General features: G+C 67.8%; 14 protein-coding genes and 1 pseudogene. 5 read left to right on the top strand and 10 right to left on the bottom strand.

Annotation, left to right across the window (positions count from 1 at the left end):
- Positions 1–247: 247 nt before the first annotated feature.
- Complete coding sequence (locus tag AVL48_RS21070; RefSeq protein ID WP_061982369.1) at positions 248–724, top strand: DUF4262 domain-containing protein; 477 nt, start codon at positions 248–250, stop codon at positions 722–724.
- 4 nt (positions 725–728) lie between these two features.
- Here AVL48_RS21070 and AVL48_RS21065 read toward each other — a convergent pair whose 3' ends face one another.
- The 3 genes from AVL48_RS21065 to AVL48_RS21055 are packed head-to-tail and all read right to left on the bottom strand — an operon-like array spanning position 729 to position 2,979.
- Positions 729–1,421, bottom strand: a complete 693-nt coding sequence (locus tag AVL48_RS21065; RefSeq protein WP_061982368.1) for a GntR family transcriptional regulator — start codon at positions 1,419–1,421, stop codon at positions 729–731.
- 3 nt (positions 1,422–1,424) lie between these two features.
- Positions 1,425–2,195, bottom strand: coding sequence for a maleate cis-trans isomerase family protein (locus AVL48_RS21060; protein WP_061982367.1), 771 nt, complete (start codon positions 2,193–2,195; stop codon positions 1,425–1,427).
- A gap of 43 nt (positions 2,196–2,238) precedes the next feature.
- Positions 2,239–2,979, bottom strand: a complete 741-nt coding sequence (locus tag AVL48_RS21055) for a maleate cis-trans isomerase family protein (protein WP_061982366.1) — start codon at positions 2,977–2,979, stop codon at positions 2,239–2,241.
- A gap of 98 nt (positions 2,980–3,077) precedes the next feature.
- Here AVL48_RS21055 and AVL48_RS21050 point away from each other — a divergent pair, with 98 nt between their 5' ends.
- Both AVL48_RS21050 and AVL48_RS21045 read left to right on the top strand, forming a co-directional pair.
- Positions 3,078–4,067: a D-2-hydroxyacid dehydrogenase gene (locus AVL48_RS21050; protein ID WP_082857710.1), complete on the top strand. Its 990-nt coding sequence runs from the start codon at positions 3,078–3,080 to the stop codon at positions 4,065–4,067.
- A gap of 7 nt (positions 4,068–4,074) precedes the next feature.
- Positions 4,075–5,451 (top strand): amidase, encoded by a 1,377-nt coding sequence (locus AVL48_RS21045; RefSeq protein WP_061982365.1) that lies wholly within the window; start codon positions 4,075–4,077, stop codon positions 5,449–5,451.
- Positions 5,452–5,502: 51 nt separating this feature from the next.
- Here AVL48_RS21045 and AVL48_RS21040 read toward each other — a convergent pair whose 3' ends face one another.
- Together AVL48_RS21040 and AVL48_RS21035 are read right to left on the bottom strand one after the other, a co-directional pair.
- Entirely contained in the window at positions 5,503–6,723 is a 1,221-nt protein-coding gene (locus AVL48_RS21040) for an MFS transporter (RefSeq protein WP_143104718.1), read from the bottom strand.
- Positions 6,720–7,141, bottom strand: a pseudogene (locus tag AVL48_RS21035) (helix-turn-helix domain-containing protein). Before AVL48_RS21035 ends, AVL48_RS21040 begins: the two are co-directional and overlap by 4 nt.
- Before the next feature lie 108 nt (positions 7,142–7,249).
- On the opposite strand from AVL48_RS21035, the gene AVL48_RS21030 reads away from it, so the two are divergent.
- Entirely contained in the window at positions 7,250–8,224 is a 975-nt protein-coding gene (locus AVL48_RS21030) for an aldo/keto reductase (protein ID WP_061982363.1), read from the top strand.
- On the opposite strand, the gene pqqB is transcribed toward AVL48_RS21030, so the two are convergent.
- From pqqB to pqqA, 5 genes are all read right to left on the bottom strand, one after another.
- Positions 8,221–9,084 (bottom strand): pyrroloquinoline quinone biosynthesis protein PqqB, encoded by an 864-nt coding sequence (gene pqqB, locus AVL48_RS21025; protein WP_061982362.1) that lies wholly within the window; start codon positions 9,082–9,084, stop codon positions 8,221–8,223. The genes AVL48_RS21030 and pqqB overlap by 4 nt on opposite strands.
- On the bottom strand, positions 9,081–10,169 hold the full coding sequence (gene pqqE, locus AVL48_RS21020) for a pyrroloquinoline quinone biosynthesis protein PqqE (protein WP_061982361.1): 1,089 nt from the start codon (positions 10,167–10,169) through the stop codon (positions 9,081–9,083). Before pqqE ends, pqqB begins: the two co-directional genes overlap by 4 nt.
- Entirely contained in the window at positions 10,160–10,432 is a 273-nt protein-coding gene (gene pqqD / locus AVL48_RS21015; RefSeq protein ID WP_061982360.1) for a pyrroloquinoline quinone biosynthesis peptide chaperone PqqD, read from the bottom strand. The genes pqqE and pqqD overlap by 10 nt, the downstream gene beginning before the upstream one ends.
- Positions 10,433–10,434: 2 nt before the next feature.
- Complete coding sequence (gene pqqC / locus AVL48_RS21010; RefSeq protein ID WP_061982359.1) at positions 10,435–11,115, bottom strand: pyrroloquinoline-quinone synthase PqqC; 681 nt, start codon at positions 11,113–11,115, stop codon at positions 10,435–10,437.
- An 85-nt stretch (positions 11,116–11,200) separates the two neighbouring features.
- Complete coding sequence (gene pqqA, locus AVL48_RS21005; protein ID WP_007033797.1) at positions 11,201–11,296, bottom strand: pyrroloquinoline quinone precursor peptide PqqA; 96 nt, start codon at positions 11,294–11,296, stop codon at positions 11,201–11,203.
- 313 nt (positions 11,297–11,609) lie between these two features.
- On the opposite strand from pqqA, the gene AVL48_RS21000 reads away from it, so the two are divergent.
- Positions 11,610–12,599, top strand: coding sequence for a PQQ-dependent sugar dehydrogenase (locus tag AVL48_RS21000; RefSeq protein WP_061982358.1), 990 nt, complete (start codon positions 11,610–11,612; stop codon positions 12,597–12,599).
- Positions 12,600–12,631: the final 32 nt, after the last annotated feature.

Genomic DNA, 12,631 nt, shown 5'->3' with positions numbered 1-12,631 from the left:
ACTGTCCTAAATAGAGCATGTTGCGACGACCGCATGAATCCGCCGCCCCTTCGCTACCTTCAGGGTAGGCAAGGAGGCCTTCACGGGCCCGACGAGCGACCCCACGTAGGGCCGTACACAGAGAAATCAATCGGACGCGCGATCGCCAGAAGATGTCTCTTGTGGACGCTGAAACCGTCCAGCGGTTTTTGTCGGTGCTCCGGTGCACAGTGTCGATCACCGAAATTCGACGACTGGAGGAGTGCCGATGTGCTGGCATTGCGACAACCCCGGCAAGACACGCGATGACTACCTCACCGAGGAGGTCCGTCCGCTGATCCGGAAGTACGGCTGGATGGTGCAGACCGTCGAGCGCGGCTACGCCCAACCCGGCTTCGGGTACACGGTCGGGCTCACCGACGCCGGGATTCCGGAACTCGTCGTCACGGGGCTGAGAGAGCGAAGATCCGGACAGCTGCTGAACTATTTCGCTCAGCGGATGGTCCGGTCGGGCCCGCCGGAACCCGGTGAGGTGCTGCCGGCGGAGGTCGGCTGGCCGGCGTTCGAGGTCGTCTCGCTCAGTTCGCCGTCGGCGCACCTGCTCACCGCCGTCCTCCTGTACGGCCCCGATTTCCGTGCTCTGCAACTGGTGTACGAGGACGAGCACGGAAACTGGCCGTGGGACCGGGAATTCCGCGGTGGGACAGGCGGGCAGCCGGTGCTGGGAGCGCGCGGCCGTGGCTGAATCCCTAGGGCACCGCGGGAGCTTCGCCTTCCCGCAGGCTGGTCCCCGGCGCCAGCCGCTGGACGGCGTCCTCCATATGGGCTTCCAGCAGCGAAAGCGCGGTCTCCTCGTCACCGGCTCGCAGGGCCTCGATGATCCGGGTGTGTTCGGTGACCCGTTCTTCGACCCGCTGATAGGTCCCCTGCAGCGCGGTGAGGCACATCCGCGTCTCGATCAGCAGGGTGCGCGCCATCCGCGCGAGCCGCTTGCTGCCGGAGGCCGCGATCAGTGCTTCGTGGAAGCGGAGGTCGGCCCAGGAGAGCGCGGTCGGGTCGTCGTCGCCGGCGGCGACGGCCATGGCGCTCACGGCCTGTTCGAGTTCGGCGGCGACCTTCTCCCGGTCGCCGCGCAGCGCCCGCAGCATCGCGGCGCGTTCGATGGCCGAGCGCGCCGAGTAGATGTCGTAGACGTCGCCGGGTTCGAGGTCGATCACGAACAGGCCGCGGTGGCGTTCGCTGCGCAGGAGCCCTTCGGAGACGAGATGCTGCATCGCCTCCCTCAACGGCCCTCGCGAGACCTGGAAACGGGAGGCCAGCTCGGTCTCGCCGAGCTGGGTGCCGGGCGGGAGAGCGCCGGTCATGATCGCGTCCCGCAACTGGCGCGCGATGATCCCGGCGGTCGATTCCCGGCTGACCGGCTCGATATCCGGCAAGGACATGGTTCAGTTGCCTCTCTGCCCGAACAGCGCGCCCAGCGTGCGGACGAGCGGGGATTTCCCGGTGAGCCGCAGGCCCTCCCAGACGGTGACCTGATTGGCGGTCAGCACCGGCTTGCCGAGGCGCGTTTCGAGCGTGTTGATCTCACCAAGGGTGCGCATGGCGGTGTCGGGGACGAGCAGGGCGTCCGCGTCCGGGTGGTCGCGGCTCACCGCGAGTTCGACCACGGCCTCCGGGCTGAGTCCGCCGACTTCGGCGGCGGTGTCGATGTCCGCGCTGCCCATCGAGATCACTTCGATCCCGCCGGCGTCGAGGAAGTCGACGAACAAGCGGGCGATGTCGTCCGGGTAGCTGGCGGCGACCGCGACCCGCCGGACGCCGAGCGCTTGAGCGGCGTGGACGAAGGCGAAGGAGGTGCTCGACGCCGGGACACCCGCGACGGCGGCCAGTCGGTCGGCCTGGTCCCTGGCGCCTTCCCAGCCGTAGACGAAGCTGCCGCTGGTGCACGCCCACACCACCGCGTCCGGTTCGTGCTTGGCCAATAGCGCGGCACCATCGGCGAGACGGCTTTCGCTGCCCAGGTCCAGGAGTTCTGGCACGGCGTGCAGATCGGTCCCGTAGATGTGCTCGACCGGCAGCTTGATCCCGGCCATGTCCCCGCCGAGGAGCTGTTCCGCGAGTGGGTAGTCGTCTTCGGCGGCGTGATCGGGATAGATGAACCCGATCGTGGTCGTCTCGGACGGTGGCTCGGGTGGGGTGAGCGGCGTGATGGGCACGGGACCTCCGGAGGCAGATTGTCGACAATCGTAGGGGAAGAGGTCAATCGACCTCGCGGAGCCACTTGCCGGGCCCGACGATCGGCAGGTTCATCCGCCGGAGACAGGCCCACATCGTGAGCTGGTTCGCGGTGAGGACGGGTTTGCCGAGCGCGCTTTCGAGCGGCTCGATCAGATCGTAGGTGGGGAGGTTGGTGCAGCTGACGAAAATGGCGTCCGCGTCGGCGTGGTCGGCGGCGAGGATGCGTTCGGCGATGGTGCGGTAGCTGACCTTCCAGATGCCGCCCCCCAGGCCGAGGTGATCGCTCGAGACGGTGTGCACATCGAGTTCGTCCAGGAAGTCGTGCAGCTTCCCGGTCAGGTCGCCGTCATAGGGCGTCAGTACTGAGACCCGGTGGAGGTCGAGCTGGTGCAGGACCTCGGCCAGTGCTCCGGAGGTGGTGACGGCGTCCGGAGCGCCCGCGTCGCAGATCGCCTTGGTCAGGGACCGTTCGTAGTCCACACCGTTGACGAAACTGCCGGAGGTGCACAGATACGCGACGACTTCGGGCTCGACGTGGAGTACGTCCCTCGTGGCGGCGGCGAGGTGTCTGCTGTCGCTGACGAGCTGGGCCATCTCCATGCTGACGGGCACGGGCTCATAGGGCGTCCGTGCCAGATGGAGGGAGACCTCCATGGGCACCCAGCGCCACAGCTCGCGTTCCAGGGCCAGGTCGAAGGGAGCGATCACGCCGATGCCGCGTTGCGCCAAGGGCCCTTCGAACTCCAGTAAGTCGAAATCCAAGTCTCAGCCTCCGGAAACTTCTGCAGTCACAGTCCGGCGCTCCGGGGGTCGCTCCTCGGATTGTTGACAATCATACGAGCCACTTTTACGGTGTCAACGTGATCGCCTCGGAGACCCCAGTGCTGGCGGTGCTCTGCGGAGACGCGCGCCCACCGGACATGCGCGCTATCGAAGCCGGAGCGGTGGTTCGTTACACCGACGAGGCCGGGTTGGCTGATGCGTTATCCGGAGCGGACGCGCTCTTCGTCTACGACTTCCTTTCGACGGCGGTTCCCGGAGCGTGGCATGCGGCCGACAGGCTGCGCTGGCTGCACATCGCCAGTGCGGGCGTCGACCCTGTGCTCTTCCCCGGGCTGCAGGAGAGCGACGTCGTGCTCACCAATTCGCGTGGTGTGTTCGACGGAGCGATCGCCGAGTACGTCCTCGGCGTCATCCTCGGTTTCGCCAAGGATTTCGTCCGGTCGTGGGAGCTGCAGCGGCGGAAGGAGTGGCGGCACCGGGAGACTGAACGGATCGACGGCCGCCGGGTGCTGGTGGTCGGTACCGGGCCCATCGGCCGGTCGATCGCCCGGCTGTTGCGGGCGGCCGGGATGTCGGTGGCCGGCGTCGGACGCCGTGCTCGTGCGGGTGATCCCGACTTCGGGGACGTGTACGCGTCCTCGGAGCTGACGCGCCACCTTCCCGAGGCGGACTACGTCGTCGCGGTCGCGCCCCTGACCGAGCAGACGAAAGGCATGTTCGAAGCCGAAACCTTCGCCGCGATGAAGCCCGGCGCACGGTTCGTCAACGTCGGCCGCGGTGAACTGGTCGTCACCGCCGACCTGGTCGGCGCGCTGCGGGACGGGCCGCTCGGCGGTGCGGCGCTCGACGTCTTCGACACCGAGCCGCTGCCTCCTGAAAGTCCTTTGTGGACCATGGAGAACGTGCTGATCTCGCCGCATATGTCGGGCGACTTCGTCGGCTGGCGTAATACTCTGGTAGAGGTGTTCGCGGACAACTTCCGTCGCTGGCGCGCGGGGGAGCCACTGCGCAACGTCGTGGACAAGCGGCTCGGATACGTGCCGTCGGAGACGCTTCGCCAAGGTTAGGGGCCGGATGAACGACACCAAGTCGACCGCGAGCGAGCTGGTCGCCGCGTATGCCACCGGAGAACTGTCGCCGGTCGAGGCCACGCAGAACGCGTTGCGCGCCATCGAAGAACGTGACGGCGATACCAACGCCTTCTGCCTGGTCGACGCCGATCGCGCACTCGAACAGGCGAAAGCGTCCGAGGTCCGCTGGCGCGACGGCAATCCGATCGGCTGGCTCGACGGTGTCCCGGCTTCGATCAAGGACATGTTCCTGACGCAGGGCTGGCCGACGCTGCGCGGGTCGCGGTGCATCGACCCCGACCAGCCGTGGGACGTCGACAGCCCGGTCACCGCGCGCCTGCGCGAGAACGGCCTGGTACTGCTGGGAAAGACCACGACACCGGAACTCGCGTGGAAAGGCGTCACCGACAACACGCTGACCGGGATCACCCGCAATCCGGTCGACCTGTCGAAGACGGCGGGCGGATCCAGTGGCGGGAGCGCCGCGGCCGTCGCGGCGGGCATGGGTGACCTCTCCGTCGGCACCGACGGCGGTGGCTCGATCCGGATTCCGGCGTCGTTCTGCGGAATCGTCGGCCTCAAACCGACACACGGCCGGATTCCGCTGTTCCCGGCGAGCCCGTTCGGCCCGCTGTCACACGCCGGTCCGATGGCGCGTTCGGTGGACGACACCGCGCTGCTGCTCGACGTCCTCTCGATGCCCGACTACCGCGACCCGGCCGCGCTCGCTCCGCCCGTCTCGACTTTCCGCGAAGCCGTCCGCCGGGACGTGCGCGGGCTGATCGCCGCCTATTCGCCGACGCTCGGTTTCGTCGACGTCGACCCGGAGGTCGCGGAGATCGTCAAGTCGGCGGTCCAGTCGCTGGGCGACGCGGGCCTGCACATCGAAGAGGCCGATCCCGGCTTCAGCGACCCGAAACCCGCCTTCGACATCCTGTGGTCGACCGGCGCGGCCAAATGGCTGGACACCTTCCCCGCCGGTTCGGAGACCAAGGTCGACCCGGGGTTGCGGAAGGTGTGGGAGTTGGGCAAGACCTTCTCGGCGAGCGACTACCTCGGTGCCAACGCCGAGCGGGCCGCACTGGGCATCCTGATGGGCGAGTTCCACACGCGTTACGACGTGCTGATCACGCCGACCGTCCCGATCCCCGCCTTCGAGGCCGGACACGAGGTGCCGCCGGGCAGTGGACTGAGCGGCTGGCCGGACTGGACGCCGTTCACCTACCCGTTCAACATGACCCAGCAGCCCGCCATCAGCGTTCCGGCGGGCCGTACCTCCAGCGGTCTCCCGGTCGGCCTGCAGATCGTCGGTCCCCGGCACTCCGACGACCTGGTGCTCGCGGTCGCGAAGCTTCTCGAGGAGGTCCGTCCCTGGCCGTGACCTGTGGAAAGGGAGCAAGGGACCTTTGCTATCGCTCGCGAGGGCGTGCGGTCAGGGCCGGGCCACGTGGGTCTTGCGGACCAGGCCCCGCACCTGCCCGCTGCACAGGGCGAGGCAGGTGGCGGCCACGACCAGCGCGGCGCACGCGAGCAACGTCGTGCCGATCCCGAAGTGCTGCGCCGCCGGTCCCGCCGCCATCTGCCCCAGCGGCAGGGCGATGAAGGAACCGAGCATGTCGTAGGAGTAGACGCGCGCGAGTTTGTCCTCGGGCACGTTCTCCTGCAGCGAGACGTCCCACGCCACCACGAACTGCTCGATCGCCAGGCCGGAAACGAACATGGCCGCCAGCAGCAGCGGCAGCAAGGGCGCCTGGCCGAGCAGGATCAAGGGCGGAGCCTCGAAAAGGATCACCGCGACTCCGACGAACAACGCGCGCCGGGGTTGCCAGCGGGCGACGAGGACGCCGCCGACCAGCGAGCCGATCGTCTGTGCCGCGAGGGCGAATCCCCAGCCGGAGCGGCCGAAGGTGTTGTCGGCGACGACGGGGCCCAGCACCGCGATCCCGCCGGCAATGACGGCGTTCACCACCATGAACTGGACGACCACGACCCATACCCAGGTCCGTGACCGGAACTCGCGCCAGCCTTCGGCGAGTTCCGCCAGTGGGCGGCTGCCGGGGATCCGTTCCCGGCGGTTGAGCCGGATCCGCCGGTAGGACAGGGCCGAGCCCAGGAACAACAGCGCGTTCCCGCCGAGTGCCCAGCCGGGGCCGACCGCGGTGACCAGGAGGCCACCGAGTCCGGCGCCGGCGATCCGGCCGGAGTTCGAGAGCAGCCTGCCCAGCGCGTTGGCCGGTGCCAGTAGTTCGACGGGCACCGTCAACGGCGTGAGTGACGCCGACGCGGGCGCGGAGATCGCGGCCACCGCGCCGTTGACCACGCTCAGCGCGACCAGCAACGGGACGGAAGCGAATCCACAAAGGACACTCGCCGCGATGGTCGCCTGGGTCAGCGTCGCGGCGAGTTCGGTGCCCTGCAGGATCACCGATCGCGGTAGCCTGTCCGCCAGTACCCCGCCGAACAGCAGCAACAGCACGCTCGCCACCGACCGCGCGCCGACGACGATGCCGATGTCGACGGCCGAACCGGTCAGGTCGATCACCGCGAACGCCAGTGCGAGCGGGGCGACGGCGTTGCCGAACTCGCCGAACGTACGGCCGCCGATCAGCCAGCGGAAGTTGTGGTGGCGCAGGGGCTCGCGCAGTGAGGTCACGATGGCGTCATCTCGAACATCGCGACCGTCACGCTGACCGGGATCGTGCCGCGAGTCCGGGGCGGCCGTGTGGCCGTGTGCAGGAGCCTGCTGGAGTTCACGCGCGTGCCCGAGCGCTTTTTCCCAGGCTTCGCGGTCGGCCCACATTTCCGCGTCGGTCGTCGAACCGCGTGCCGGACTCCGGATCGTGCCGGTAGCGTTTCGCGAGCCCTCCCCGGATCCGGACCTCCTCGGCGACGTCCAGCAGTCCGGCCTCGTGCAGTCGCCGCAAGTGGTAGCTGACGTTCGCCTGTGTCTCGCCGAGTTCGCGGGCGGCTTCGGCCGCGCTCATCGCGGCACCGGTCAAAAGCGACAGAATGCGCAGCCGTACGGGATGGGCGAGGACGCGAAGTCCTTCGAGGGTCGGCGAATCCGGCATGGGGACGAGTATCAACCGTCGGGACATCCACCGGCAAACAGTTGGTTGGGGGTTTCGTTGGCCGGGAGATCCGGTGCGGTGCACCGACGTCTGTGCTGTGCTGGAAACATGCGTACGACGACATTGGGCAGGAGCGGTCTCGAGGTGTCGAGGATCGCCTTCGGCACCTGGCAGCTGGGCGGGGACTGGGGTTCGTTCGACGAGGACGCGGCGATCGCCGCCATCCGCCACGCCCGCGAACTCGGGGTCGACTTCTTCGACACCGCCCAGGCCTACGGTTTCGGGAAATCCGAGGCGCTGCTCGGGAAGGCGTTGCGTGAGGAACTCAAACGCGACCGCGACAACATCGTCATCGCCACGAAGGGCGGTATCAAGCCGCGATCCGAACGGCCACGCGACTCCCGGCGCGAGTGGCTGACGCGGGGAATCGAGGACAGCCTCCGCTTCCTCGCCGTCGACCACATCGACCTCTACCAGATCCATTGGCCCGATTCCGACGCGCCCGCCGAGGAGACCGCGGGGATCCTCCAGGAGTTCGTCGACGCGGGGAAGATCCGGCACATCGGCGTTTCGAACCACGACGCCGAGCAGCTCGCCGCCTTCGGCAAGACCCGTCCGGTGGAAACCCTGCAGCCGCCGTACCACCTGTTCCGCCGTGACATCGAGACCGATCCGCTGCCCTACGCGCGGGAGAACGACATCGGCGTGCTCGTCTACAGCCCGCTGGGCAGTGGCCTGCTCACCGGCTCCTTCACCCCGGAGACGACGTTCGAGAAGACCGACTGGCGTTCGCGCTCCTCGGCGTTCACCGGAGAGAACTTCCGGCGTAATCTCGCCGTCGTCGACAGGCTCAAGGAATTCGCCGCGGACAACGGGATCTCGGTCAGTCAGCTCGCGATCGCGTGGGCACTCGCCCAGCCGGGTGTGCACGTCGCGATCGTGGGCGCGCGCAAGGCGGCCAACATCGAAGCCAGTCTCGCCGCGGCCGATGTCGACCTGACCGCGGACGACCTCGCGGAGATCGACCGGCTCACCGCCGACGCCGTCCCCGTGTCGGGCGCGAGTCCGGAAGGCATCTCCTAGAGCTTGAACTCCGTACCGTCCAAGGGAAGCGAGGCGCCGCCGTCCAGTACGGCGGCGTGCTCCGGTGAGGACGGGTCGACGACGGGGTTCGTGTTGTTCAGATGCGTATAGGCCCAGCGCGGTCCGGGCCGGAGTTTCGCGAGACTGCCGGTGATCGGCAGATGCCCCATCGCCAGTTGCGCGCCGTCCCCGACCTTGGCCTCGGTGGCCCCTGACATCTCGTCCGGCGCGTAGAAGGTGCCGTCCAGCAGTACCAGCCCCGCGTCGCGAGTGAAGTCGTCGAACCCTTCCGGCCAGCTCTTCAGGCATGGCGCGTACACGAAGACACCGCCGGTCCGGACGTCCTCGACCCGGTACGCCACCACCCATGGACCGTCCTCTGTGGACAACCGTGCGTACTTCGGTCGTTTGTCACTCACCGGAAGCACGCTCACCCGGAGCCCGTCGATGGCGATCCCCGACGTCGGCAGCCAGTCCCAGCCGCCGTAGCCGTCGATGATCGACCGCGCGGGGAATTGCTCGGAGAGTGCGCGAAGTGCCGCGTCCGGTGCCCACACCGGAAGTCCGCCGGCTTCCCGCAACATGAGCAGGCCGAGCGAATGATCGAGTTCGGCGTCGGTGAGCAGCGCCCCGCGCAGTGGGATCTCCCGCGGCCCCGGCCCGGCACGGAGCGGCGGCGTGGCGAGGATCTGGGCGCGAATGTCCGGAGACGCGTTGAGCAGGTACCAGGCCTTGCCGTCCGCGCTCACCGCGACACAGTCCTGCGTCCGGTGCGGTGCGTCCGAAGTGCACAGTGCGCAGGCGCAGTTCCATTGCGGGAAACCGCCACCCGCCGCGGTGCCGAGCAGGATCACTCTCATCGGGGCGCCCGCATGACCAGTTCGTCCGTGCGAGGCGGCGTGGCGAGGATGAGATCGACGACGTCGCGATGCGGCGAACGAGAGCACACCGGGTCCGTCGCGGCGGCGTCACCGGTGAGCTGGAACGCCTGGCACCGGCAGCCGCCGAAGTCGATCGAGCGCCGTTCGCAGGTCCCGCAGGTCTCCGGCATCCAGTCCTCGCCGCGGTAAGCGTTGAAGGAACTGGATTCGTACCAGATCCGGGCCAGCGGCATGGTCCGCACGTTGTCGAGTTCCAGTGTCTCGATCGCGGTCGACGCCGGACACGGCAGCACGTTCCCGTCGGGCGCCACAGTCAGCTGCCGCGCGCCCCAGCCGTACATGCAAGGCTTCGGGTACTGCTCGTAGTAGTCGGCGACGACGTAGATGATCTCCATGCTGCCGCGCAGCCGTTCGGTGGCCGCGCGCACGATCGGTTCGGCATCGTCGAGCTGGCGCCTGGTCGGCATCAGGGCGTCGCGGTTTCGCAGTGCCCAGCCGTAGTACTGCGTGTTGGCCAGTTCGAGCCGGTCCGCGCCCATTTTCTCGGCCAGTTCGATGATCCCGGCCAGCTGGTCGTGGTTCTGCCGGTGCAGGACGACGTTCACCGAAAGCGGCAGACCCGCCTTCTTGATCAGTTCGGCGACGACCAGTTTCCGGTCGTGGGCCCGCGCCCCGGCGAGCCGGTTCGCGCGCTCGGCTGTCGCGCCTTGGACGGACAGCTGGATGTGCGCGATACCGCGTTCGACGAGATCGTCCAATCTGGACTCGGTGAGCCCGAGGCCGGACGTCACCAGGTTGACGTAACAACCCAGTTTCGTGGCGTGCTCGACCAGGATGGGCAAGTCCGGCCGGGCGAGTGGCTCGCCGCCGGACATGTGCACCTGGAGTACGCCGAGCTCCCGGGCCTGCGTGAGCACGGACAGCCATTCCTCTGTGGACAGTTCGTCTTCGCGGGCGAGCAGTTCGACCGGATTCGAGCAGTACGGGCAATGCAGCGGGCAGCGATGGGTCAGTTCAGCCAGCATCCCCAGCGGCGGCGCGGCGGTGGCGGTGTTCAGGTCCATTCGACGATCCGCCGATCTCCCAGCCGGGACAGGACGTCCAGGATCTCTTCCTCACGGACACCGGAATAGCGCTCGCGCAGCGCGGCCGCGATCGCGGCGACGTCCGCCTCGCCGTCGCAAAGCCCGAGCACGGCGGCCGCCGTCGGATTCGGGACGAGCACACCTTCAGGGAAGAGCAGAACGTGCGTTTCCCTGGTCTGGTCGTAGCTCAGCCGGACCCCGCGCCGCAGCCGCGGCACGGAGCCGGTCGTGATGGTGGTCATCGCTACTCCTTGGCCGCGGCGCGCTCGATGGCGTCGAGCATGGACCAGAGTACGTCGGTCTTGAACGACAGCGCGGCGATCGCCTTCTCCTGTTGCTCACGGGTGACCGCATGCCGCACGACGATGTCGAGCGTGCCTTTGCCTTCGCCGGAGACCTTGTCGATGCGATTGGTGAAGTAGGCGAGGTCTTCCTTGGCGATCCACGGGTAGTTCGCCAGCATGTCGGCGACCCGCCGTTGCATGAGATGGCCGGCGAACATTTCGGTCAGCCCGGAAGCGACCGCTTCGAGCCAAGGTTTCGTGCGCGCGAAAGTCACGTAGGCGTCGACGGCGAAGCGCACGCCCGGTACGACGTGTCGCTGATCGAGAACCTCTTCGCGGTCGAGTCCCACAGCGGTGCACAACCGGAGCCATCGCTCGGTTCCGCCTTCTCCGGTTCTCGCCCCGTCGTGATAGACGATGCGGTCCAGCCATTCGCGGCGGATTTCCGGCAGCGGGCAGTTGCTGATGATCGCCGCGTCCTTCTGCGGGAGGACGCACTGGTAATACCAGCGGTTCGCGGCCCAGATCTTCAGTTCGTCCTCAGACAGGTCGCCGCGGTGCATCCGCTCGTGGAACGGGTGCGTGCCCCAATAACGGTGCGAAAGCCCGCGCAAGGCCGCGATGAAATCCGACGACGACATGAGGGACACCGTGCTGCCTCCAACGGCCGGCTGATCGGGACGGCGGCGCGGTGGTGGGGGGCGGCCCCCACCACCGGATGCGAAATCAGTCCTCCATGCGGGCCGCGTAAGCGGTGACCTCCATGGGGGTTTCGTACTCGACGAAGTCGGGCGTGGTCCATACCTCGATGGTTTCGATCATTTCCGCTCCTAACGTCCACATGGGATCGAACAGGGCCGAGCCCCGTCACCTTAGAAGCGGGCCGCCGATTCTGACCAGACGTAAGAGCCAAGTTCCGGGCGGGTTTTGTAAAGTTGCCTACCTATGGGGGATGGAGTTGTCCCGCCGGTCACGCTCGGCGCACACAACGGTTAACGGAAAGCGCTTGCCTTAGCCCGTCCAGTGGTGTCCGTTTCATCCTGTGGTGTGTTTGTATCCAACTCGACGGGGGCACCCGACCCTCCGTCATCCGCCGCCATCCGGGCTCCAGGGGTGTAGCTGAAGGAGGCGTCCCATGTCCTCATGTCGTACTCTCGCCGCCACGTTCGCCGCCATGACGGCCGCCGCGGTCGTCGCCGTTCCGGCCGCGACGGCGGCCGAAGCGCCGTCCGTCCAGGCGATCAGACAGCTCGCGAGCGGGCTCAACCAGGCCTGGTCGATCGATTTCCTGCCTGACGGCACCGGCCTCTTCACCCAGAAGGACGCCAAGACGATCAGCAAGATCGACAAGGCGGGCAAGGTCACCACGGTACAGACCATTCCCGGGGTGAGCGTCACGGCGGAGGCCGGCCTGCTCGGCATCGCGGTCTCGCCTCAGTACGCCACCGACCAGACGGTCTTCATCTATTACACGACCAGTTCCGACAACCGCATCGCCAAGCTGAAGCTGGGGCAGACGCCGACACCGATCGTCACCGGCATCCCGCGCGGTTCGCAGTACCACCACGGCGGCCGGATCCGGTTCGGTCCGGACGGGTACCTCTACGCGGGCACCGGCGACGGTCAGAACGGCGCCAACGCGCAGAACAAGAACTCCCTCGGCGGCAAGGTCCTGCGGGTGACCACCGACGGCGCGCCCGCGCCGGGCAACCCGTTCAACAGCCGCGTCTACTCCTACGGCCACCGCAACGTCCAGGGGCTGACCTGGGTGAACGGCCAGCTGTACAACTCCGACATCGGCGCGAACAAGCTCGACGAGCTGAACAAGATCGAGCCCGGCAAGAACTACGGCTGGCCCACCTGCGAAGGCCCGTGCAACACGGCGGGGATGACCAACCCGGTCAAGGCCTGGCCGACGTCCTCGGCGACGCCGAGCGGGCTCGCGGCCTACAAGGGCTCGCTGTACCTGGCCTCGCTCAAGGGCGGTACCTACAAGCTCGACCTCAACGGCAACGGCGGCAAGCTCTGGACCAACCTCGGCCGCACGCGTGACGAGGTCGCGGGTCCCGACGGCCAGCTGTACACGATCACGCCGAGCGCCATCTACGTCTCCGACGGCAGCTAGCCCCTGGGCATTTCGTCCTCTGAATGCGGTAG

This window comes from Amycolatopsis regifaucium (genome assembly GCF_001613935.1).
Classification (GTDB): domain Bacteria; phylum Actinomycetota; class Actinomycetes; order Mycobacteriales; family Pseudonocardiaceae; genus Amycolatopsis; species Amycolatopsis regifaucium.
This window is presented reverse-complemented; position numbering and strand designations above follow the sequence as displayed.